At 60.7% G+C, this 21,826-nt stretch carries 24 protein-coding genes; 4 read left to right on the forward strand and 20 right to left on the reverse strand.

Annotation, left to right across the window (positions count from 1 at the left end):
- Positions 1 to 84: 84 nt before the first annotated feature.
- Positions 85 to 636 carry a GNAT family N-acetyltransferase gene (locus tag ACIQTS_RS06615; protein WP_402472203.1) on the forward strand — a complete coding sequence of 184 codons (552 nt, stop codon included), beginning with the start codon at positions 85 to 87 and terminating at the stop codon, positions 634 to 636.
- Here ACIQTS_RS06615 and ACIQTS_RS06620 read toward each other — a convergent pair.
- The 8 genes from ACIQTS_RS06620 to ACIQTS_RS06655 all read right to left on the reverse strand — a co-directional run bounded on the left by ACIQTS_RS06620 (position 633) and on the right by ACIQTS_RS06655 (position 6,851).
- Positions 633 to 1,970 (reverse strand): MFS transporter, encoded by a 1,338-nt coding sequence (locus ACIQTS_RS06620; RefSeq protein WP_105658151.1) that lies wholly within the window; start codon positions 1,968 to 1,970, stop codon positions 633 to 635. The two genes, ACIQTS_RS06615 and ACIQTS_RS06620, sit on opposite strands and share 4 nt — an antisense overlap.
- A gap of 41 nt (positions 1,971 to 2,011) precedes the next feature.
- Positions 2,012 to 2,893 (reverse strand): SseB family protein, encoded by an 882-nt coding sequence (locus ACIQTS_RS06625; RefSeq protein ID WP_105658152.1) that lies wholly within the window; start codon positions 2,891 to 2,893, stop codon positions 2,012 to 2,014.
- Between the two features lie 220 nt (positions 2,894 to 3,113).
- The gene (priA, locus tag ACIQTS_RS06630) at positions 3,114 to 3,851 is read right to left on the reverse strand and encodes a bifunctional 1-(5-phosphoribosyl)-5-((5-phosphoribosylamino)methylideneamino)imidazole-4-carboxamide isomerase/phosphoribosylanthranilate isomerase PriA (protein ID WP_105658153.1); all 738 of its coding nucleotides are present in this window, start codon (positions 3,849 to 3,851) and stop codon (positions 3,114 to 3,116) included.
- Between the two features lie 27 nt (positions 3,852 to 3,878).
- Entirely contained in the window at positions 3,879 to 4,028 is a 150-nt protein-coding gene (locus tag ACIQTS_RS06635) for a hypothetical protein (RefSeq protein WP_166650645.1), read from the reverse strand.
- A 2-nt stretch (positions 4,029 to 4,030) separates the two neighbouring features.
- Positions 4,031 to 4,666, reverse strand: coding sequence for an imidazole glycerol phosphate synthase subunit HisH (hisH, locus tag ACIQTS_RS06640; RefSeq protein ID WP_105658154.1), 636 nt, complete (start codon positions 4,664 to 4,666; stop codon positions 4,031 to 4,033).
- A complete protein-coding gene (hisB, locus tag ACIQTS_RS06645; RefSeq protein ID WP_402472208.1) occupies positions 4,667 to 5,287 on the reverse strand; it encodes an imidazoleglycerol-phosphate dehydratase HisB in 621 nt (206 codons plus the stop codon).
- 22 nt (positions 5,288 to 5,309) lie between these two features.
- The gene (locus ACIQTS_RS06650) at positions 5,310 to 6,416 is read right to left on the reverse strand and encodes a histidinol-phosphate transaminase (protein ID WP_105661883.1); all 1,107 of its coding nucleotides are present in this window, start codon (positions 6,414 to 6,416) and stop codon (positions 5,310 to 5,312) included.
- An 81-nt stretch (positions 6,417 to 6,497) separates the two neighbouring features.
- Complete coding sequence (locus ACIQTS_RS06655; protein ID WP_402472210.1) at positions 6,498 to 6,851, reverse strand: LysM peptidoglycan-binding domain-containing protein; 354 nt, start codon at positions 6,849 to 6,851, stop codon at positions 6,498 to 6,500.
- A gap of 258 nt (positions 6,852 to 7,109) precedes the next feature.
- On the opposite strand from ACIQTS_RS06655, the gene lexA reads away from it, so the two are divergent.
- Positions 7,110 to 7,829, forward strand: coding sequence for a transcriptional repressor LexA (lexA, locus tag ACIQTS_RS06660; RefSeq protein ID WP_105658157.1), 720 nt, complete (start codon positions 7,110 to 7,112; stop codon positions 7,827 to 7,829).
- A 56-nt stretch (positions 7,830 to 7,885) separates the two neighbouring features.
- Here lexA and ACIQTS_RS06665 read toward each other — a convergent pair whose 3' ends face one another.
- The 3 genes from ACIQTS_RS06665 to hflX form a co-directional block, all read right to left on the reverse strand.
- Positions 7,886 to 8,965 (reverse strand): glycoside hydrolase family 76 protein, encoded by a 1,080-nt coding sequence (locus tag ACIQTS_RS06665; protein WP_402472213.1) that lies wholly within the window; start codon positions 8,963 to 8,965, stop codon positions 7,886 to 7,888.
- Positions 8,966 to 9,070: 105 nt separating this feature from the next.
- Positions 9,071 to 11,068, reverse strand: a complete 1,998-nt coding sequence (locus ACIQTS_RS06670) for an ATP-dependent DNA helicase (RefSeq protein ID WP_105658159.1) — start codon at positions 11,066 to 11,068, stop codon at positions 9,071 to 9,073.
- Entirely contained in the window at positions 11,061 to 12,722 is a 1,662-nt protein-coding gene (hflX, locus tag ACIQTS_RS06675; protein ID WP_388023879.1) for a GTPase HflX, read from the reverse strand. Before hflX ends, ACIQTS_RS06670 begins: the two co-directional genes overlap by 8 nt.
- Positions 12,723 to 13,048: 326 nt before the next feature.
- Between hflX and ACIQTS_RS06680 the strand changes: the two genes are divergently transcribed.
- Positions 13,049 to 13,654: a class I SAM-dependent methyltransferase gene (locus ACIQTS_RS06680; RefSeq protein WP_105658161.1), complete on the forward strand. Its 606-nt coding sequence runs from the start codon at positions 13,049 to 13,051 to the stop codon at positions 13,652 to 13,654.
- 68 nt (positions 13,655 to 13,722) lie between these two features.
- Here ACIQTS_RS06680 and dapF read toward each other — a convergent pair whose 3' ends face one another.
- From dapF to miaB, 3 genes are read right to left on the reverse strand one after another with little or no spacing between them, the layout of a single operon-like run.
- The gene (dapF, locus tag ACIQTS_RS06685; RefSeq protein WP_402472218.1) at positions 13,723 to 14,658 is read right to left on the reverse strand and encodes a diaminopimelate epimerase; all 936 of its coding nucleotides are present in this window, start codon (positions 14,656 to 14,658) and stop codon (positions 13,723 to 13,725) included.
- Between the two features lie 32 nt (positions 14,659 to 14,690).
- The gene (gene miaA / locus ACIQTS_RS06690; protein ID WP_402472220.1) at positions 14,691 to 15,593 is read right to left on the reverse strand and encodes a tRNA (adenosine(37)-N6)-dimethylallyltransferase MiaA; all 903 of its coding nucleotides are present in this window, start codon (positions 15,591 to 15,593) and stop codon (positions 14,691 to 14,693) included.
- A gap of 4 nt (positions 15,594 to 15,597) precedes the next feature.
- Complete coding sequence (gene miaB, locus ACIQTS_RS06695; protein ID WP_402472222.1) at positions 15,598 to 17,127, reverse strand: tRNA (N6-isopentenyl adenosine(37)-C2)-methylthiotransferase MiaB; 1,530 nt, start codon at positions 17,125 to 17,127, stop codon at positions 15,598 to 15,600.
- Positions 17,128 to 17,286: 159 nt separating this feature from the next.
- Here miaB and ACIQTS_RS06700 point away from each other — a divergent pair, with 159 nt between their 5' ends.
- On the forward strand, positions 17,287 to 17,610 hold the full coding sequence (locus ACIQTS_RS06700) for a hypothetical protein (protein WP_402472225.1): 324 nt from the start codon (positions 17,287 to 17,289) through the stop codon (positions 17,608 to 17,610).
- Here the strand turns inward: ACIQTS_RS06700 and ACIQTS_RS06705 are convergent.
- The 6 genes from ACIQTS_RS06705 to pgsA form a co-directional block, all read right to left on the reverse strand.
- The gene (locus ACIQTS_RS06705; RefSeq protein WP_105658166.1) at positions 17,604 to 18,392 is read right to left on the reverse strand and encodes a regulatory protein RecX; all 789 of its coding nucleotides are present in this window, start codon (positions 18,390 to 18,392) and stop codon (positions 17,604 to 17,606) included. The genes ACIQTS_RS06700 and ACIQTS_RS06705 overlap by 7 nt on opposite strands.
- A 98-nt stretch (positions 18,393 to 18,490) precedes the next feature.
- Positions 18,491 to 19,543, reverse strand: a complete 1,053-nt coding sequence (gene recA / locus ACIQTS_RS06710; protein WP_105658167.1) for a recombinase RecA — start codon at positions 19,541 to 19,543, stop codon at positions 18,491 to 18,493.
- Positions 19,544 to 19,784: 241 nt separating this feature from the next.
- Positions 19,785 to 20,009, reverse strand: a complete 225-nt coding sequence (locus tag ACIQTS_RS06715; protein ID WP_402472227.1) for a DUF3046 domain-containing protein — start codon at positions 20,007 to 20,009, stop codon at positions 19,785 to 19,787.
- Between the two features lie 111 nt (positions 20,010 to 20,120).
- On the reverse strand, positions 20,121 to 20,534 hold the full coding sequence (locus ACIQTS_RS06720; RefSeq protein WP_105658240.1) for a helix-turn-helix domain-containing protein: 414 nt from the start codon (positions 20,532 to 20,534) through the stop codon (positions 20,121 to 20,123).
- A gap of 196 nt (positions 20,535 to 20,730) precedes the next feature.
- Positions 20,731 to 21,213 carry a CinA family protein gene (locus ACIQTS_RS06725; protein ID WP_400290473.1) on the reverse strand — a complete coding sequence of 161 codons (483 nt, stop codon included), beginning with the start codon at positions 21,211 to 21,213 and terminating at the stop codon, positions 20,731 to 20,733.
- A gap of 10 nt (positions 21,214 to 21,223) precedes the next feature.
- On the reverse strand, positions 21,224 to 21,826 hold the full coding sequence (gene pgsA, locus ACIQTS_RS06730) for a CDP-diacylglycerol--glycerol-3-phosphate 3-phosphatidyltransferase (RefSeq protein ID WP_332487900.1): 603 nt from the start codon (positions 21,824 to 21,826) through the stop codon (positions 21,224 to 21,226).

The following is a 21,826-nucleotide window of genomic DNA, read 5'->3' on the forward strand; positions in this document are numbered from 1 at the left end:
AATTTTAAGAGATTAACATCATGGACTCGTTTCCCCAGGGAAACGGGTCCATTGTTGTCTGGATCACCACGCTAAGTTGGAATCATGCAGATGCTCGAACAGCCAGTGATCGTCGCCGGCGCTTTCCGGCTCCGCCCCTTCCAGCCCAGCGACATTCCTGCCGTGAGGCAGGCCTCCACGGACCCCTACATTACGCAAATCACCACGGTCCCGGCGCAAGGAACTGAAGCCGGCTATACGGCATTCATCGAGCGCCAGCACCGCCGGGTGGCCGAGGGCAGCGGGTATTCATTTGCCATAGCCGAAACGGCCACGGATCGTGCCGTCGGGCAAATCGGCTTGTGGCTGCGCAATGCCGACCACGGCAGGGCCAGCATCGGGTACTGGATCGCACCGGAGCACCGCAGGCGCGGCATTGCCAAGCACGCGTTGGCAGCGCTCGGCGCCTGGGCATTGGAGCATCCGGGAATCGACCGGATCGAGCTCTACGTGGAGCCGTGGAACGAGGGGTCGTGGCGGGCCGCTGAAGCGTGCGGCTTCCAGCGTGAAGGCTTGCTGCGCAGCTGGGAACAGGTGGGCACCGCACGCAGGGACATGTACATGTACTCGCGGCTCAGGGCAGCTCCACGAGCCTAGGCGATCGTTTCCAGGCGACGGCGGCGGGCGCGGCGAACGCGGCGGCGGATCTGCTGCGCAATCAAGGCAATCACCACGACCACTGCAGCCATGGCGCCGATGCCAAGGAAGGCCGGGGCGGGTCCGAGGTTGTCGACGAATATGCCGGTGATCGGCGATCCCAACGCGGTGCCAGCGGTCATCGCAGAGCCATACCAGCCCATGGCTTCGCCGCGACGCTTTTCGGCCACCAAGTCGGTGAGCCACTCAGAGGCCGCCGACAGCGTCGGCGCGCACAGGAAGCCGGGAAGTGCGGAGAACAGCGCCAATGACCAGGTATCCCACGCGAAGTACATGGGGATCGTCAGCACGGCCATGCTCAGCAGCAGCACCAGTGGAGAAATAACCCGCTTCATCGACCCGTAGATCAGGCCGCCGACCAGCGAGGCTCCGCACCAGAAGAAGAACACCAGACCCAGCTGGTGGCTCTGCGCCGACGCGTCCAATTCGGCCACGATGGCCACTTCTGTGCCGGTGAGCAGCATGCCTGCTCCGGCCGCGGCAATGAATACTGCCAGGACCGAAGCACTGACCCAGTTGAAACGGTTCTTGAAGTTGCGGCCACGCTGCTTGATGCGGGCGCGGGCAGACTTCATGCCGGCTGCGATCAGCTCGCCCTCGACTTCGGGTACACCCATCGGCGCGGCCGCAATGAAGCTGGCCTCCGCCCCCAAGCGTTCCTCGTGCACGTTGGCCCGCGAGGCGATCGCCTTGGGATCATCGCTGCGCGTTGGCGGATTCAGGATCATCAGCGCCAACCCGGCAACCGTCGAGGTCACGCCGATGACGCTCAATCCAATGACGCTGCTGATCTGGGTGGCGACAATGCCGGCGCTTGCAGGTCCGACGATGAACACCAGTTCGGTGGCGGTGGCATCCAAGGCGAAGGCGGTACGGCGTTGTTCGCCGGTGGTCATGATGCCCAGCGCGGTACGCACCACTGAGAAGACCGGTAGCGCGAAGAGTCCGCCGATGAAGGCCAGCGGGTACACCCAGACCAGTGGAACATGCGGCACCGTGCACCAGACGAGTGTTTCGACGATCACCGATGGGATCATCGCGCGGCGCAGTCCCCAGACATCTACGCGGGCACCGCGCCACGGGGCGCCAATGGCGATGCCCAAGGTCATGACGGCCGTGACCAGACCGGCCGAAACCCAGGATTGGCCGAGGTTGTTCACCAGGTGCAGGAGCAGCAGCATGCTCAATGCGGAGTGCGGAAGTCGGGCAATCATGCCAATCAGCAACAGAAGTGAGATCTGCGGTTGACGCAAAATCTGCCAATAGCTTTTCATGCCCGGAAAGTTCCTTGTCTGGTCGAAAGGAGCCCGCCGGTTTAGTTCGGCGCGCTGTGCAAACTGAGTTCGAGGGAATCCACTGCTTCAGCGAATTCGGTGTTTTGGGACAAACGTCCGTGGATTGCGCGAGTCGTCTCGCGAGCGTCGTTCTCGCTCGTTCCGGGAGCAAAAACAAACTGCAAGTTCAGTTCCGGTCCGGGACCTCCGCCAAGGACCACTTGCCCGTCCTTGCTGCGTGAGCCGACTCCCCTGCCCGGGGCAACCTTGACGGTCTGCAACTGGCCAAAGCCTTCGGTTGCATCCTGCACCAGGTTGGCGATCTGCTGGTTCTGATAACTCGGAATCCAGTCGATCTGCTTCGCCAGGTTCCAGACCCCCGGTCGTCGAAGTACGAAGGTGAATTCGCTTCCGGGATCGAGTACCAGCAGCTGGCATTCCTCGCTGACTGCCGAGAGGGCCGCCCGCGGGGCGTAAACCGCCACTGGTCGAGCTTCCTTGTGCCAAGCTTGCAATCGTTCGACGGTCGTGAAGATCGGCAGGGCCATGCGGCCATCTGGAGCCTTGATTTTCACCAGCGCCATATCGGCTTCCTTGTCGGATGCGAAGCCGTGTTCCGTCATGGCTTCTTCGCCGAGCTGGGCTACCACCGCAACGAAAACGCGTGCCTCGGACAAGGATTTATGCACCTCGCCCTCCCCTGCGCTGCCATCGCGCAAGGCCGCCAGTGCGGCAACGACGTTGGCGTCGGCCTTGCCGTCGTCCTTGTCGAAATTATGCAGGGGGTTGCCTTCACCGCTCAGGTCCCGGCCTTCCCAGTCCTGACCGGCAGAGTCGGTGCTAGAGCCTGCCTGCGCCAGTGCAGCGACAATATGTCCCGGCAGGTGGCGTTTGGGTGCAGATTCAGGTTGCTCGGTACTCATAGCTCCATGCTATCGGTGGTTTCGGGGTTGTTGGAGGGAAGTTTCAAAACTGCAGTCATGAGCTTGGACACCCCTATCCGATGATTTCAGATTTCTTTCCCAGCACCTGCGCGCAGTCGCGGGCCCGAGGAGGGAAAGACCGGGATCCGCTTTCATGAATAAAAAAGACGATTCAAAAGCGCGAGCTTCTGAATCGTCTTTCCCTGCTGCAGCATGGGGCCTAGCGGCGACCTGCTACATCGAGCGCTTCTTGCAAGGTGAATTGGCCCGAGTACAGCGCCTTGCCCATGATGGCTCCTTCGATGCCTTCTGGAACCAGCTCGCGCAAGACCCGGAGGTCTTCGAGCGAGGAGATGCCGCCCGAGGCGACAATCGGCTTGCTGGTCTTGGCAGCGATTTCGCGCAATAGTTCAACATTCGGTCCGCGCAGGGTGCCGTCCTTGGTCACGTCGGTGACGACGTAACGGGCGCATCCGGCATCTTCGAGGCGGGCCAGAACATCCCACAGGTCGCCTCCGTCCTTGGTCCAGCCGTGGCCGGACAAGGTGGTTCCGCGCACGTCCATGCCCACGGCGATCTTGTCGCCGTGGCGGGCAATGGCCTGCTTGGTCCATTCCGGGTTCTCCAGCGCGGCGGTTCCGAGGTTGACGCGGGTAGCGCCGAATTCCAGGGCACGGTCCAGTGAAGCGTCATCGCGGATACCGCCGGAGAGCTCGACCTTGATATCCAGTTCCTTGGCAATGCGCTGGACAATCTCAACATTGCTGCCACGGTCAAAGGCTGCGTCCAGGTCGACCAGGTGCAGCCATTCAGCGCCGGCGTTCTGCCAGGAGAGCGCAGCTTCCAGCGGGTCGCCGTATCCGGTCTCGGAACCGGCTTCGCCCTGGACCAGGCGCACTGCCTGTCCGCCAGCGATATCTACTGCAGGCAAAAGTTCGAGGATTGGTTGCTCGCTCATGATGTCCTTAGTGAAGAAGTAATGTGATTAGTAGGTCAAGGACCAGGCTGCGATCAGGCTCAGGCCTGCTAGTACCCACAGCGCGATGATCCATGAGATATGGGCCTTCTGGCTCTTCAGCGAAATTGCTCCGCCAATCAGGAAGGCCCCGACAACGCCCAGAATCAGGGTCCACATGCCTAGAGCGTCCCCAACCAGTTGCGAAGCAGCTGCGCGCCAGCGTCCCCGGACTTCTCCGGGTGGAACTGCACTGCCGATAGCGGGCCGTTCTCGACGGCGGCCACGAAGGGTGTTCCGTGCGTGGACCAGGTCACCTGTGGCGGGGTCATCGCTGGCTGGGTTACGTCGAATTCCCACTTCTGAACAGCGTAGGAGTGCACGAAGTAGAATCGTTCACCCTCGATGCCGGCGAACAGCTTGGATCCCTCCGGCGGGCGTACCGTGTTCCAACCCATGTGCGGGATGACATCTGACTGCAGGCGTTCAACCTTGCCCGGCCATTCACCAATGCCTTCGGTTTTGACACCGTGTTCCACGCCTTCTTCAAAGAAGACTTGGTGTCCCACGCAGATACCCAAAACCGGCAGGCCCCCGGCAATGCGGCGACCGATCCAGCGCAGGGAACCGGTTTTGGCCAGCTGCTCCATGACCGAGGCGTAGGCGCCAACACCGGGGACTACCAGGCCGTCGGCGGCCACGATCTTCTTCGGATCTGCGGTCAGTTCCACTTCGGCGCCGGCGGCTTCCAAAGCGCGCACAGCGGAGCGGACGTTGCCGGAACCATAATCCAGGACAACTACTGTTTTCTTTTCCACTTACAGTGCACCCTTCGTGGATGGGATCTTGTCGCCCATGCGCTCATCGCGCTCTACCGCTTCGCGCAATGCGCGCGCGAAGGACTTGAACTGCGCTTCAACGATGTGGTGCGGGTCGCGACCCGAGAGCACCTCGATGTGAGCGCAGATCTGTGCGTGGAAAGTGATGGCTTCGAAGACGTGACGGGTCATCGAACCGGTGAAGTGACCACCGATCAGGTGGTATTCCTGGCCCGCAGGCTCGCCGGAGTGCACGAGGTATGGCCGGCCCGACACATCGACTACCGAACGGGACAGGGCTTCGTCCAGTGGAGCGTAGGAGATGCCGAAGCGGCGGATGCCGGCCTTGTTGCCCAGTGCCACGCGCAGTACTTCGCCAATGGTGATCGCGGTGTCCTCGACGGTGTGGTGAACGTCGATGTGGGTATCGCCGGTTGCACGCACGGTGAGATCGATGAGCGAATGCTTGGATAGCGCAGTCAGCATGTGGTCGTAGAACGGCACCGAGGTGCTGATCTCAGAGACACCGGTGCCATCGAGGTCCAGTTCAACGAATACGGACGATTCGCTGGTCACGCGTTCCATGCGGGCGCGACGTGCGCCAATCAATTCGGCAGACATGTCTTCCTTCGCTTGTCTTTGATTACTTCTGCGAGCCGAGCAGTTCGGCAAGTCGTTCCAAGAAGGCTGTGGTTTCCGATTCGGTTCCTGCCGTAACACGCAAGGTTCCCGGGATTCCATTGTCGCGGATGATGATGCCGGCTTCCAACAGGCCTTCCCAAATCTTGTGGGGGTCTTCGACGCCACCGAAGAAGACGAAGTTGGAGTCGGAGACCGATGGCTTGAGGCCAAGTTCCTTCAGGCGCGCGACGATGCGGTCCCGCTGGGACTTGATGTCCTCGACCTGGGCCAACAGCAACTCGATGTTCTTCAAGGCCGCGATGGCGGTTGCCTGGGTCACTGCCGACAGGTGGTACGGCAGTCGCACCAAGCGGATGGCATCGGTGACTTCTGGCGCAGCGGCCAGGTAGCCTACGCGCGCACCGGCCAGGCCGAAAGCCTTGGACATGGTGCGCGAGACAATCAGCCGCTGGCGGCCTTCGAGCAGGCTCAGCGCCGAGGTGGTGCTGGCCAAGGAGAACTCGGCGTACGCCTCATCCACGATCACCATGCCGTTATGCTCGCTCATGGCTTCATATACCGCGGTGATGACGTCCAGGCCAAGGGCCGTGCCGGTGGGGTTATTCGGAGAGCAGAGGAAAACGATGTTCGGCTTGTGCTCGCGAACCTGTGCGGCTGCGGAATCGGCGGACAACGTGAAATCTGCGGCGCGTTCACCGGCGATATATTTCGTGTCAGTACCACTGGCAAGCAGCGGGTACATGGAGTAGGTTGGGCCGAAGCTCATCACGGCACGGCCGGGGCCGCCAAAGGCTTGCAGGATTTGCTGCAGGATTTCATTGGAACCGTTAGCGGCCCAGATATTGTCCTTGGTGAGCGAGTGGCCGAGGTAATCGGCTAGGAGTTCGCGAAGCTCGGTGAACTCGCGGTCCGGATACCGGTTCAACGTTGCCGCCGCCTTGGCCACCTCTTGGGCAATGGCGTCGACGACTGTCGGTGGCAACGGATGGGTGTTCTCGTTGACATTCAGCTGAATGGGCACGTCGATTTGTGGTGCGCCATAAGGGGATAGCCCGCGGAGATTCTCACGCAAGGGCAGCTGACTCAAAAGTTCACTGCGGTCATTCACGCATCAAGTCTACGTGCGCAGCGCGCCTGCCGGTGAATCCGCTACGGCAGCAGGTAACAAACTCGAAGCAGGCTGGAGAAGCTAGCCGGCAAGGACCGGAATCGAGAGGGTTTCGCCAACCTGGATTTCGCTGCTGGTCAGGGCATTGAGTTCGGCGATGTGGCCCACTGCCGAGGTCACGTCGTAACCGGTGGCGTAATCCCTGGCCAGGCTCCACAGCGTATCTCCTGGAATAACGGTGACATCAACGGTTCCGACTCCAACAGGAGTATCGGCTGCGGCATGCGCGTCAGAGGCAAACATGGAGATGAAGAAAGCTGCGGCGATGGTGAGTGCGAAAATGGGCATACCTACAAGCACGGCCCATCCGCGACGGTTGATGCGGATCTTCAGTGGTGCCTGGGTCTGATTTGAGTCAAGTGCGACGGTTGCCATGACTTTGTCTCCTCAAGAAATTCAAGTGATGCGAATTTGTATTCGAAAGCGTAGATTCGAAAACTTGTTCGAACCTCGTATATCTGTTCTAACAGAGGTTTGCGGAACTTGTCCAGAAGTTTTCGAACAAATCTTTGAAAGAAGCTCGCTTATCTACTAAGATTTCGAAGTAGACGAGCAATGAAAACATCTCACCATCTAGCGCCGACAGTTTGGGCTTACGAACTTTCGAATGATTGCTAGGGAAGGCAAAATCTCATGTCAGCTTCACAACGCACTCCCCGATCGAATGCACGTTCGCTGACGATTCGCCAAAAGAAGATCCTGGAGACGATCCAGCGGTCAATCGGCAAGAACGGTTATCCACCATCGATGCGTGAGATTGGTGACGCAGTGGGGCTCAAGAGCCTTTCGAGCGTCACCCACCAGCTGAGCCAGCTGGAAAAGCTCGGCTATATCCGTCGAGATCCACGCCGTCCGCGCGCAATGGAAATCCTGCTGCCTCTGCAGCTGGCCGAAGACGCCGAGAAGGCCGAAGTTTCGAAGCCGGTCGAGCCAGATGCCAGCGAAGACGCCAAGATCATTGAATTGAGCACTTCCGCTGACACCACCATGGTTCCCCTGGTTGGCCGTATCGCTGCCGGCGGTCCGATCCTTGCCGAACAGTCCGTCGAAGATGTTTTCTCGTTGCCTCGTCAGCTCGTAGGCCACGGCGAACTGTTCATGCTCAAGGTTTCCGGCGATTCAATGGTTGACGCTGCGATTTGCGATGGCGACTGGGTAGTTGTCCGCCGCCAGCAGACGGCGGACAACGGCGACATCGTAGCTGCCCTGCTCGATGAAGAAGCCACGGTAAAGACTTTCCGGCAGCGTGACGGGCATACCTGGCTGCTTCCGCAGAACTCGCGCTACGAACCAATTTTGGGTGATGCCGCAACGATCATGGGACGCGTCGTCTCGGTGATGCGCTCGCTCTAGAATACGTACGGTCATTGCGCTGGTGCTTGGCACCAGCGCAATTCTCGTTTAACCCGCTATTGGCCGGCGTTCAACTCGAATTGAGCGGCCGCCGAGAAGATCATCCAGCGTTGGATTGCCGCCGAAAGCCGGCGTGGTTCCTGGTCAGCCAGATGGCGCGCCGTTGCCATGACCAGCCTCCTGGCCTGCTCCCGGCTCCGGGCTTCCAAGCGGACATCATTACCGGCGAGGGCCAGATATCGGCAGAGTATCCCCGCGAACAGGTTGCCGTCTCCCCCGCTGTTGAACGAGAGGACCCCGGCAGCAGTTGACAGCGATTTCGTGGTGGCATCGATCAGTACTTTAGCGTGAGCCAGATCAGCAGGCTCGCCAAGCTCAAGCAATGCCCCGAGCACCAGGCCCTGGTTATAGGTGTAGACCGCTGGTTCCACGGCGTGTCCCTGCGTGGTCAACCGAAGTCCGTCCAGATACAGTCCTCGCTCCACGCTGAACAGACTCTTTTCCAGCCACTGGAGAAGCTCTCGCGCGGTCTCTTTCTCCCCGGTACGGGCAAAGAACAGTGCCGCCGGCGCGTTGGCTGGCGTGTTCTTGAAATCCCGCTTTCTGGACCAGTACAGGCCGCCGTCCAGCACCCCATCCATGCCGGCATGGAGCTGCCGTCCCAGCGTCCGAACTGCCGCCTCGGCAGGACGGCTCCTGTGTCCCGTCACCAGCTGCGTGAACTTTGACAGGCGGCCGCTGGCCAGGGCAAGCCAAGCCATGTCGTCGAAGAAGTAGTTGGGCAAGATCCCGAAGTTTCGAATTCGAATGCCGCGCAATAGGCCGTTGGCCCGGGCAAGCGCTTCGCGCGCCCGGTGTTCGTTGCCTTCGTCCCAGTTCGATCGGCCCTCATCGATGATGGCATCCAGATAGTGCGCCTGCCACCAATAGTTCCACTCCGCAAGCGGGTGCGCGAAACCATTGAGATTGCTGAGCATGCTTCCGTCGCGCAACCGATGCGCTTTGCTGTAGCTCTGTCCAATCCACGTTCCGGGCAACCCCATGAGGCGATGCCCGAACCGCTGGTGGGTGTCGATCGCGGCTTGGTGCGCCAATTCCTGCATGGACTCCATGGTGCCTTCCGATTCGAGCTTCATCAGTTCTTGTCACAGACCTTAGTGCATCTGGAAGCATCATGCTGGTACCGGTTAAAGAACTTGAGCTGTCCCGAAGGACAGCTCAAGTTCATATTCTGGCTGCGGCTATTTCCCGCCCGGGTTCAATCGCTTGAGAACACCAGTGATGACCTTCTTATCGACAGTCGGCCACATCGGCGGCAGGGTAGCTTTCAAGAAGCTGCCATACCGCGCCGTGGCCATGCGCGAATCAAGGATCGCCACAACGCCCTTATCCCCGACCGAACGAATCAAGCGCCCAGCACCCTGGGCCAGGCGAATCGCCGCATGGGTGGCGGCAACCTGCATGAAGCCATTGCCGCCATGCTTGGCCACGTCCTCGGAACGGGCCTTGGAGATAGGATCATCCGGGCGCGGGAAAGGAATCTTGTCGATGATGACCAGCCGGCAAGAATCGCCTGGCACGTCCACGCCCTGCCACAAGGTCATGGTTCCAAACAGGCAGGTGTCGCGTTCGCTGCTGAACTGTTCGACCAGCGACTTCATACTGGCTTCACCCTGGCACAAGATTTCCACGTCCAGGCGCTCGCGCAAGATGCTTGCCGCTTCCTCGGCGGAACGCTTGGAAGTGAACAGCGCCAAGGCGCCGCCACCGGAGGCCTTGATGAGATCTTCGATCTCATCCAGCGTCTCCGCCGCCAGTTGGCGTCCTGGCTTGGGCAGGTGCTTGGCCACGTAGAGGATGCCCTGCTTGGGGTAATCGAAAGGGCTGCCAACATCTACGCCGGTCCATGATGGAGCGCCGGCGCCCATCAGGCCCAAGGAGCCTGCTACCGAGTCGAACTGCGAGCCAATGGCCAAGGTGGCGCTGGTCAATACGACCGTGCGCCCGTCGAAGAGGCCCTCGCGCAACTTGCCGGCCACCGACAACGGTGCCACGTTCAAGGTTGCAGGCTGGCTCTCATCGGCCTCGACGTAGCCCCGGCCTTCGACAAACTCCCGCGGACGGGTGGTGTACAGGACCTCGCGGCGTTCTTCGGATTCGAGCATGCGAATCGCATCATCCATCACGGCCTGCAGCTGGGAGCGGGCAGTCTGGCGGCCGCCATCGGCCGGTGCATTGGCTTCGGGCTTGGACAGCGCCAGAGCCAGCCGGGCCTGCTCCACGATGTCGTTCAGGGCGATGCCCATGTCTTCGCGCAGACCATGTTCCAGCAAGCCTGTCGGCAACCCGGTCAACGACTTTTCCAGGCGGTTTGCGGCCTTGACCATCTCATCCGCATTGATACCGCAATGGCGCTTGGCACCGCCAGCGGCGGTAAGCACCATGCGCGAGGAGAGCGCGCCCGAAACCGAGCTGGTCACGCGATCTTGCAGTTCGTGGGCCTCATCGATGATCGCGACTTCGAAGTCCGGGAGAACCGAAAGCCCCTCGAAGGCCGAAACCGCCAGCAACGCATGGTTCGTAATGACCACGTCGGACTCGGCGGCACGGGCACGCGCCATTTCCGAGAAGCATTCGTCCGCCATCGGGCACTTCTGCGAGCCGAGGCACTCCATGGCCGAAACCGAGACCTGCTTCCAAGCCTTGTCACTAACCCCGGGCACCAGTTCATCGCGGTCACCCGTGTCGGTCTCTTCGGCCCATTCACGCAGTTTCATTACTTCGCTAGCCAGCGGCGAGTAAGTGGTGCCGGCAGGTATCGCCGGCTCGTCCATGGAAAAAAGAGTGCCTTCGTCATCCGGGTATCCGCCGCCGAGCTTGTACTGGCACAGGTAGTTCGAGCGCCCCTTGAGCAGCGCGACATCCATCGGGCGCGAGAGCTTGCCCTTGAGCGAGTCGAGTAATCGCGGTACGTCACGGCCGACAATCTGCGATTGCAGCGCCAATGTCGCGGTGGAGACGATCACTGGCTTGGCGCTGGTTTGCGCGTGGGCCAGTGCCGGAATCAGGTAGCCCATGGACTTGCCCGTTCCGGTACCGGCCTGCACCAGCAAATGCTTTTCGTCTTCCAACGCGCTGACCACGTGCTTGACCATTTCCTGCTGGCCGGTGCGCATGGCGCCGCCCATGGAAGTGACCGCGGCCTCCAGGAGCCCCAGGGCCTGCTCTTGCTTATCCATGAAGGTTGAAGGTCTCCAACTCTGCGGCAAAGGAATCGCGCACCTTGACGATCAGCCGGGTGCCCTCCTCCAGGTGTTCGCTTTCCAGGATCTCGGATTCGCTCTGGTGCAGCTTGGCGATCAAGTCCCCCCGGTTATAGGGAATGAGTACCTCAAGCTGGACTCCGGGGCGTGGAATCGAGGAACTGATCTTTTCCAGCAGCTCCTGGATGCCTTCACCGGTATGCGCAGAGACAACCACAGTGTTGGATTCCTTGTTGCGGATGCGTTCGATAACGAACGGATCAGCCACATCAGCCTTATTCACCACGATGATCTCTGGGATGTTCAACGCGTCGACTTCGCCGAGCACGGTGCGCACGGCCTGGATCTGCCCTTCGGGATCCGGATGGGACCCGTCAACGACGTGCAGGATGAGATCCGAATCGGCGATTTCCTCCAAAGTGGAACGGAAGGCTTCCACCAGCTGGGTCGGAAGGTTGGAAACGAATCCCACGGTATCGGCCAGGGTGTAGGTCAGCCCGTCTTCGGTCGCCGACTGGCGAACGGTCGGGTCCAGGGTAGCGAACAGCGCGTTCTCCACCAGCACACCGGCGTTGGTCAGTCGGTTAAGCAGCGATGACTTGCCAGCGTTGGTGTAGCCGGCAATGGCTACGGCCGGAACCTCATTGCGCTTGCGGTTGGCACGCTTGGCTTCGCGCGCAGGCTTCATGGCCTTGATCTCGCGGCGCAGCTTCGCCATGCGGTCGCGAATGCGGCGGCGGTCCATTTCAATCTTGGTTTCACCCGGTCCACGCGAACCGATACCGCCACCGGCGGCACCCACGCGGCCACCGGCCTGGCGGGACATCGATTCTCCCCAACCGCGAAGGCGCGGCAGCAGGTATTCGAGCTGGGCCAGTTCAACCTGCGCCTTGCCCTCTCGCGACTGGGCATGCTGCGCAAAGATATCCAGGATCAGGCTGGTGCGGTCGATCACCTTGACCTTGACGATATCCTCCAGGGCGCGACGCTGCGAAGGAGCCAGCTCTGCATCGACAACCACGGTATCGGCGCCAGTGGAAGCAACAATTCCGCGCAGCTCTTCAGCCTTGCCCGAGCCGAGGAAAGTCGATGGGTCCGGCTTGCTGCGACGCTGCACCAGCCCGTCCAGGACCTCCGAGCCGGCGGTCTCTGCCAAAGCGGCGAGCTCACGCAGGGAATTCTCGGCGTCGGTGACGGTGCCGTCGCTCCAGATGCCAGCCAGCACGACGCGTTCCAGGCGCAGCTGGCGGTACTCGACTTCGGTGACGTCTTCCAGTTCCGTGGACAGGCCTGCGACGCGGCGCAGCGCACGGCGGTCGTCCAAATCTTCCTGGTCCCCGTCGAAATGGGTGAGGCCGGAGGAAAAACGGTTCAGTGCAGAGGCTTGCCCGGCGAAGATGGAACTCTCTTCTTCGCCGAAGTGCTGGACCTGCGGGCTCTGCGCATCGTCGGCTGCGAGGATTCGATCGATGGCGGCCTGGATCTGGGCATCATCCATAGATGCCGAATCGTGCTCGTGTGACTCGGAGTTAGTCATGGTCTCCTTAGAAGTACTTCGCTTTCCAGAATAGTGCGGGTGGGCCCCACTTTGCGACGTGGCGCGTTCAGTTTCGGTTGGTTCATCAAACATTCGTGGTCCTTTGCAAGGAGTAAAGGTCTATGAGCAGACAGGTGAATGCATGGTTACCGGTGAGCAAAGGCGAATGCGGGGTTCCAAAAAGAAGAACTGCCAAGAAGGGGAAATGACTTTGCTGTCTGCTGATTCATGCAGGTGGGCGCGCAAGAAGTGCACGGCCAGCTCGTGGAATCGCGGGTAACCAAGAGGATTACGTATTAGACGAAAATGAAAGTCATAGGGAAAACTCTATCAGTGATATCGTGTCGTGCCTATATCGCTTTGCTCACGTTGGCGACCCTGTTCTTTGGGGTAACCGTACTGGGCGATAAACTTTGCCTATGACCTCGGATCACTACTTCACCGCCAGCCCGGCCTCGGCAGACGAACGTCGCACCATCGAAGTCGAGCTCAATGGCTCGCTGCGCAAAGTGCAGACGGCCTCCGGCATTTTCTCCCCTGCCGGGCTGGATAAGGGCACAGCGGTATTGCTGCAGTACGTGCCGGCCCCTCGCGGACGCATCCTGGATATCGGGTGCGGCTGGGGGCCCATCACCTTGGCCGCTGCCGAGCAGTCCCCGCAGTCCGAGGTCTACGGCGTCGACGTCAATGAGCGTTCCATCGATCTGGCCCGCTTGAACGCCACGGCGTTGGGCTTGTCCAACGTTGTTGTCGGCACTCCTGAATCCGTGGATCCGAACCTGGAATTCGACACCATCTGGTCCAACCCGCCCATTCGCATCGGCAAGGATGCCCTGCATGAGCTGCTGATGCTGTGGTTGCCGCGTTTGGCCCCGGGCGGCGAGGCCTGGATGGTGGTGCAGAAGAACCTTGGCAGTGACTCGTTGCAGAAGTGGCTGGTTGAGCAGCTTCCCTCGGAGTGGAAGATCACCCGCGAAGCGACCGCCAAGGCCTTCCGCGTGCTGAAGGTAGCGCGCCCGGCCTAGAGGACCGAAGGCAAACCGCAGATCGGCTGCCGAGCCAATCTGCGGTTCTGCGAAGAACCGGATCAGTTCTACTGCGCACCGAGGATCCCGCGCGCCACCAGATCCGCTGGGCCGCTGAGGATCGTATCTTCTCCGCCGCTTGCGTTGCCGCGGAATTCAACGCCGACCACGCCGCCTGGCACCGCAACAGCCCACTGGTTGATCAGCGCGGTGCTGCGCGCCCAGTAGCGTACGGCAGCTGCAGCCGCGCAGGCACCGGTACCGCAAGAGAGGGTCTCTCCTACCCCGCGTTCATGGACGCGCATCTGGACCTGGGCAACTCCGTCTTCTTCAATCAGCGGTTCGGATGGAACCACGAATTCCACGTTGGTGCCGTTGGCAGGAACGGGAGATACCTCTGGTGCCTGGGCCAGGTCCAATTCTTCGAGCATTCGGGCATCGGGCAACGCCACAACGGTGTGCGGATTGCCCATGGTGATGCTCAAGGCCGGCAGGGCCTGTTCCCAGCCACGCGGCTTGACCATGGAGTCCACGGATTTTTCGGCCGCGTCCTGCTCGAAGATCAGGCCCCAAGGACCCAGGTTCACTGCGTAGCCATCGACCAGGCGGGTAATTTCCTTGACCCCTGCACGGCTGCCGATCTGGAAGCTTTGCCCCACCTGGAGGCTCACCAGCCCCTCGGCAATCAGGTAGTGCGCGAAGGCACGCACGCCATTGCCGCACATTTCGGCGATGGAACCGTCGTTGTTCCGGTAATCCATGAACCAGTAGGCCTTGGGGTTCTCCAGGAACTGCTCTTCGTATCCCGGAACCTTGGAGGTTGGCACGGCACGGATGAGCCCGTCGCCGCCAATGCCGAATCGGCGATGGCACAGGGCCGCTACCTGTTCGGGGGTGATGTCGAGCTTTGCTTCAGGGTCTGCAACCAGTACGAAGTCGTTGCCGGTAGCGTGGCCCTTGGCAAAATGTTGTCCAGCCAGCTGTCCTAGTTCGGTGCGGTACATCTATGCTCCTAGAGTTTTCCTGCGTATGTTGGCTAGCCAATGATCTTCAGCGTTTTTTGCAGCAGTCCCGGTTCGATCGGGTTCAGCCAGTTGACCCGCTGGTCTGCATTGAACCAGGTGATCTGCCGTCGCGCGAACTTGCGCGTGGCGATGATCGTCTGGTCAATGGCTTCGGCTCGGGTGATCTGCCCATCCAAGTAGTCAATGTACTGCTGGTACCCGATGGCACGCGAAGCGGTCTTGCCTTCGCGTAATCCTTGTTCAAGAAGTCCTGCGACTTCTTCGGCTAATCCCATGGCATCCATCTTGTGCACGCGGGCTTCCAGGGCTTCGTGCAATGCATGCCGGTCATAGTTCAAACCGATCTGGATTGCCGGTGCGGCATACTCGCGTTGCGGCATGAAGGAGCTGAAGGCCCGCCCGGAAATCTCGTAGACTTCAAGGGCCCGGATCGCGCGGCGCAAATCCAGGTTGCGCCCAGCGGACACCGGGTCCACCTCGGCCAATCGGCGGCGCAGGGGTCCGTCGCCTTCGGCCTCGACCTCAGCCTCCAGCCGTTTCCTGACCCCGGGATCTGTCGGCGGGAAATCGATGACGTCAAGTGCTGCGCGCACATACAGTCCAGAGCCGCCGACCATCACCGGAATCTTGCCGCGGGCCCGGATTCGGGCGAAGTGGTCGCGGGCTTGGGCTTGGAAGGCCGCGACGGACGCTTCCTCGGTGATGGCCATGGTGTCGAGCAAATGATGCTCGATGCCGCCACGTTCATCCACCGGCAGCTTCGCGGTGCCGATATCCATGCCGCGGTAGAACTGCAGGGCATCTGAATTGACGATTTCCCCGCCCAGTTCCCGGGCCAGGGCAATAGCCAAATCTGACTTGCCGGTGCCGGTGGGGCCGACGATGGCGATGACCGGCAGGTTCGAATTGGTCATGTACTTAGCTACGCACTTTCAAGGTTGGCATGCCCAAGCTCGTGCGGCCGATGGAACCGTTCGCAGCTGGGGAAGGTACCCCGCAGCTTTCGGCTTGGGCACGGCCCCAGGCATCCCCGGCACGCGAACGGCGCAGGGAGTACTGGTCAGCGGTGGGATCGGAAATCAGGTGGAATGATGCCACTTCGGTAATAGGCAGGGTGACCAGATCGCCTGGGCGCGGGGCTTGGGCTCCGTCAGGCACAGAGAAGTGCACCAGGCGCTGGTCCTGCGAGCGTCCGGACAGGCGCCGGGTTTCCCCGGACTTGCGTCCGGACTGCCCGGTGGCCATCACTTCTACGGTACGGCCCAGCTGCTTCGCATTCTCTTCCTTGGCAATGCGGTCCTGGAGCGCGGTCAGGCGCTCGTAGCGTTCCTGGACCACCGCCTTGGGCAGCTGGTCTTCCAGGTCGGCTGCCGGTGTTCCCGGCCGCTTGGAATACTGGAAGGTGAATGCCGAGGAGAATCGCGACGCTTCAACCACGTCGAGGGTGGCTTGGAAGTCCTCTTCGGTTTCGCCCGGGAAGCCAACGATGATGTCGGTGGTGATTGCGGCATGCGGGATGCGTTCGCGAACCTTTTCCAGGATGCCCAGGAATTTCTTGGACCGGTAGGAGCGGCGCATTTCCTTGAGCACCCTGTCCGAGCCGGACTGCAGCGGCATATGCAGCTGCGGCATCACGTTCGGGGTCTCGGCCATGGCATCGATGACGTCATCGGTGAAGGCCGCTGGGTGCGGGCTGGTGAAGCGCACGCGTTCGAGTCCTTCTATTTCGCCGCAAGCGCGCAGCAACTTGCCGAAGGCCAAGCGGTCTCCGAATTCCACGCCGTAGGAATTCACGTTCTGGCCCAGCAGGGTCACTTCGATGGCCCCATCATCGACCAGGGCCTGGATTTCGGCGAGGATCTCGCCCGGGCGGCGATCGCGCTCCTTGCCGCGCAAGGATGGGACGATGCAGAAGGTGCAGGTATTGTTGCAACCCACGGAAATGGAGACCCAGCCTGCGTACACGGATTCGCGTCGAGTCGGCAAGGTGGATGGGAAGACATCCAGTGATTCCAGGATCTCCAGTTGCGCCTCCTGGTTGTGGCGCGAGCGGGCCAGCAGCGTAGGCAACGAACCGATATTGTGCGTGCCGAACACCACGTCTACCCATGGGGCTTTCTTGACGATGGTGTCCCGGTCCTTCTGGGCAAGGCACCCGCCGACGGCAATTTGCATATTGGGGCGTTCGGCCTTCAGGTTCTTCAGCAGGCCCAGATGCCCGTAGAGCTTGTTGTCTGCGTTTTCACGCACTGCGCAGGTATTGAAGACGACGACGTCGGCTGCTTCTTCGGCCAGCTCTTCGGATTTGCGGCTTAGGCCCGCATCTTCCAGGAGACCGGAGAGCCGCTCGGAATCGTGCACGTTCATTTGGCAGCCGAAGGTACGTACTTCATAGGTACGGGGTAGTTCTCCACTGCCGATGTTGCTCAAGGTATGTTGCTCAGTCACTCTTCAAGATTACCGAAGATTGGGTACTGCTGAAATACAGGTGACCTTGGGACGCGCTCCTGCGTGCTGTTCGCAGCGCGTGCCCGCTAATCGCCGGATTCACCGCTTCCCTCGGAAGGGTTAGGATTGAATTAGACTATCAACTAGCCAATTCGGCCTATGAGAGAGATTTCCGTGGAAAACCATTCGCCTCGCCCTCAGCCGGAACCCGAGAAATCCCGCCCATTGCGCTTGTCACGCGGCATGAAGGTCTTCCATATCTGGATGGCCGGATTATCCGCGCTTTTCCTCTTCGCCATCCCGATCGCCATCGGCCTCCTCCCGCCGATGGACCACGAGACCGATGACTTGCTGTTCAATATCGGTGTTGGCTCCGTGCTTGCCGGGATCGCCGCCTTGATCCTGTGGGCATACCAGGGCATTGATGATTGGCTTGGACGCCGCAGCAAAGCACCTGCCCAGGGTCCGAAGCGCAATCAGTAGCGGCTACCGAAGCGCTCTTCCCATTCTTCGCGCGCGACCTTGAAGGCCAAGCCGCCGTTGTAGCCTTTACGCCCCAGCATCCCTACTAGTCGGCGTAATGCCCTATCCCTATCTGCGCCCATGGATTCCGGGCGCAGTTTCGCGCGAACCAGTTCACGGGCCCGCTGCTCCTCGGCCTCATCATCAATTTGCTCAAGCGCTTCAGCGGCCAGTTCATCGTCCACGCCCTTGGTGCGCAGCTCGCGCTTGATCGCCCCACGGGCCAATCCGCGCGAGCGCGCGCGGGCAACTACCCACGACTTCGCAAAGCGTTCGTCATCAACGAGATTGATCTCGGCATACCGGTCGATGACTTCATCAGCGATATCCTCAGGGCATTGGTTGTCAAGAAGCTTGTCCTTGAGCTGTTTCGCGGTCTTGTCGCTGGCTGTGAGCTGGCGCAGCAAAATGCCACGCGCCTTTTCCCGCCACTGGTCATCGCTGAGCTCTTCGGGCTCCCCGGCTTCGCGCGCCGCTTTTCTCGCTTCGCGTGCTTCGCGGCGTTCCTGCTTCGAGGGTTTGGCCGGTGCGGGCGCGGCAACAATCTGTTCCATCGCCGCACGCAGCTCTTCAACACTGCCCGGTTTCCTGGATTCCTCCGGGAAGCTGGCAATGGTGCGGGAGGTGCTGCCCGCTGGCATGGCTGGGGTTGCGGCGCGCCGGGCGGCGCGTTCCCGCCTAGCTGATTCCTCAGCCGCTTGTGCTTCCACTTCTTCCGGGCTGGGTTTTGCCCAGTCCGGCATGTCCTCGGGATCCCCCTGGAACTCTTTCGAAACGGACGTAGCGTCCGACCCGGAATTCTTTCCGGGTCGGACGCTACGTCGCTGGAAGCCTGGGGCCACTACTTATCGCCCTCGACGACTCGCAGTTCGGTCTCGTCTTCTTCAACTTCTTCCTGTGGCAGAACGCCGAGCTTCTGCAAGATCTGGCGCTCGAGTTCGTCGGCCAGATCCGGGTTGTCGCGCAGGAAGCGGCGGGCGTTTTCCTTGCCTTGGCCCAGCTGGTCCCCGTCGTAGGTGAACCAGGCACCGGACTTCTTGACCAGGTTATGCTCGACACCCATATCGATGAGCGAACCTTCGCGGGAGATGCCGTGGCCGTACAGGATGTCGAATTCAGCCTGCTTGAAAGGAGGAGCCATCTTGTTCTTGACGACCTTGCAGCGGGTGCGGTTGCCGACCGCGTTGGTGCCCTCTTTCAGGGTCTCAATGCGGCGGATGTCGATGCGGACCGAAGCGTAGAACTTCAGCGCCTTGCCGCCTGTGGTGGTTTCCGGGCTGCCGAAGAAGACGCCAATCTTTTCACGCAGCTGGTTGATGAAGATTGCGGTAGTCTTCGAGGCCGAGAGGCGGCCGGTGATCTTGCGCAGAGCCTGGGACATCAAGCGGGCCTGCAGGCCGACATGGCTGTCACCCATTTCGCCTTCGATTTCGGCGCGTGGAACCAGTGCTGCCACGGAGTCGATGACGATGATATCCAGCGCGCCGGAGCCCACGAGCATATCCATGATTTCCAGGGCCTGCTCGCCGGTATCCGGCTGGGAGACCAGCAGTGCGTCGGTGTCGACGCCCAGCTTCTTGGCGTATTCCGGATCAAGCGCGTGCTCAGCATCGATGAATGCCGCAACGCCGCCGGCTTTCTGCGCGCTGGCGACTGCATGCAGGGCAACCGTGGTTTTACCCGAGGACTCAGGGCCGTAGATTTCCACCACGCGGCCGCGTGGCAGGCCGCCAATGCCAAGGGCGACATCCAAGGCAACCGAACCGGTAGGAATTACTTCAATGGGTGCACGGGTTTCATCGCCCAGGCGCATGACCGAGCCCTTGCCGTAGGCCTTGTCGATTTGGCCCAGGACAGCCTCTAGCGCCTTTTCCCGATCATTTTTTGCTGCCATGGTTCACCTTTGCTCTTGCAAGCTTGCTACGTACTTGCTCATGAATTTTGTCCTGCAATAGACAGTATGCTTGCCCACCGACACTTTGGACTCCGATAGCCCTCAAGTGTGGACAGTCTCAGTGCTTAAGTTCTTGGTGCAGTTTCCTGCGTTGCTTCTAGGATAACCCTATCCGAACAGATGTTCGAAATTCAACACGGCATGTTCGAAGATCCAGTGCCGGGACTTTCGAACGGAGTCGCTACGATTCCTTCGGCTCGATATCCACGCCAAGCCAGCGTTCGGCCGGAATGTCTTGCGCCTTGCACAGGGCTTCCCAAATCCGCTTGGGCTTGATGCCCTTGTCCAGCGCCTGCGCGGCGGTAAGGCTGCCAAGTTCGGTAAGGGCCATGGAATCGGCCAGCACGTGGGAGTACCGCGCGCCGAACTCGTTTTCCATGTTGCGCCAGAAATCGCTGATTTTCACCTAATTATTCTCCCACGCATAGGCAAGGAGCCCACGCATTTCGCGCAGGCTCCTTGCACGGCTGCCGGCAGTCTCGATTACTGAGTAGCGGTAGCCCTAAAAAATTTGGTTCTAGACCGAGGCCAATGGCTTGTTGCCGCTCTTGGCGGCAAACTCGTTGGCCATATCCGTAGGGACGGTATCCGGGATAGCAATGCCCTCTGCCAGGGCAACGCGCTCGGATACTTCACGGAGCATCAGGGACAATGGGATTTCCAGCGCCACGCAGATCGAGGAGAGCAGCTCCGAAGAGGCTTCCTTCTGGCCACGCTCAACCTCGGACAGGTAGCCAAGGGAAACACGTGCGCTATGCGAAACCTCGCGAAGGGTACGTCCCTGGCGCTGACGGACGTCGCGCAGAACATCGCCGATTTCATGACGGAGTACTACCATTTTGTGCTCCTCCTTCTCGGGCTGGACCATATGGGCTTCTCCCATATCGCGCCAACGGACGACACCATTGACAGTTACGGGTTGCTTGACCATGAATTTAGCCTCTGCTCCTAGGTCCATCTCGAAGATCTAATCAAATACGGGGGCCATCCTTGCGGCCCTGCAATTCGTACAACGACAGGTCATACGATTTTGTTCCCGTACATTCACCCTAATCACTTAAATGCGACCTACGCCACATTTGCCGTGATTTTTGCGTAACATCTCGGGAAGAAGAGTATTTCGCGTCTTACTGTGAAGAAGCTTTATCCAAGATGGCAGCGAACTGGTGAAGTGCCGCCAGGGTGCTCTGCTCGCGGATCTGTGCCCGGTCTCCCACGAAGTGGTGGACTTCGGATCCCGAGTCAGCGCCCATGGCCCACCCAATATACACGGTTCCCACCGCCTTGCCATCGTGCGGGTCCGGTCCAGCGACCCCGGTTGCAGAAATCGCCGCGTCTGCACCGCAGGCACGCTGCGCCCCCACGGCCATCTGCCGGGCAACCTCGGGATCCACCGATCCCTTGGAGGCAAGCAGCGACTCATCGACGCCCAGCAGCGATGACTTCACCGCCGAGGAATAGCTGACAACTCCCCCGCGCAGCACCGCCGAGGCGCCGGGCACCTCGGCCAGGCGCGCGGCAATCATGCCAGCGGTCAACGATTCGGCCGTAGCCAGCTGCACATCGCCTTCAATGGCCTTGGCGATCACCTCGGGTGCCTGGGGCTTCATGGTGCCGGCCCTACTTCTGCTTCTTGGCCGCGGCTGCCAGCTGGCCGGCCTTGACCAGGTATTCCAGTCCGGTGACCACGGTGACGGCCAGGGTCAGCAGCATCAGGTACCACGCCACGGTGCCCAGCCAGTCAATGGTGTGGGTGTAGGGCAGCAGGTACAGGCCGATCACGATGGCCTGCAACACGGTCTTGATCTTGCCGCCCATATTCGCGGCAATCACGCCGTAGCGGATGACCACCACGCGCAGCAAGGTGATGCCCCATTCGCGCACCAGGATCACGATGGTGACCCACCAAGGCAGCTCGGCCAGGATCGAGAAGCAAACCAGCGCCGAACCGGTGAGCAGCTTGTCGGCGATCGGGTCCGCGATCTTGCCGAAGTTGGTGACCAGCCCGCGGCTGCGCGCCAGGTCCCCGTCGAGCTTGTCGGTGTACATGGCCACCACGAAAAGTCCCAGCGCGACCCAGCGCCACAGGCCTTGCTCGTGGTTATCGGCCATCAGGGCCCAGACGAAGAAAGGCACCATGATGATGCGGATGGTAGTGAGCACGTTGGCGATATTCAGCGTCGGTACCGGTGGCTGGGCACTGCGGCCAGCTTGCTCGCTCAT

Source organism: Glutamicibacter sp. NPDC090743 (genome assembly GCF_044769125.1).
In the GTDB taxonomy this organism is placed as follows: domain Bacteria; phylum Actinomycetota; class Actinomycetes; order Actinomycetales; family Micrococcaceae; genus Glutamicibacter.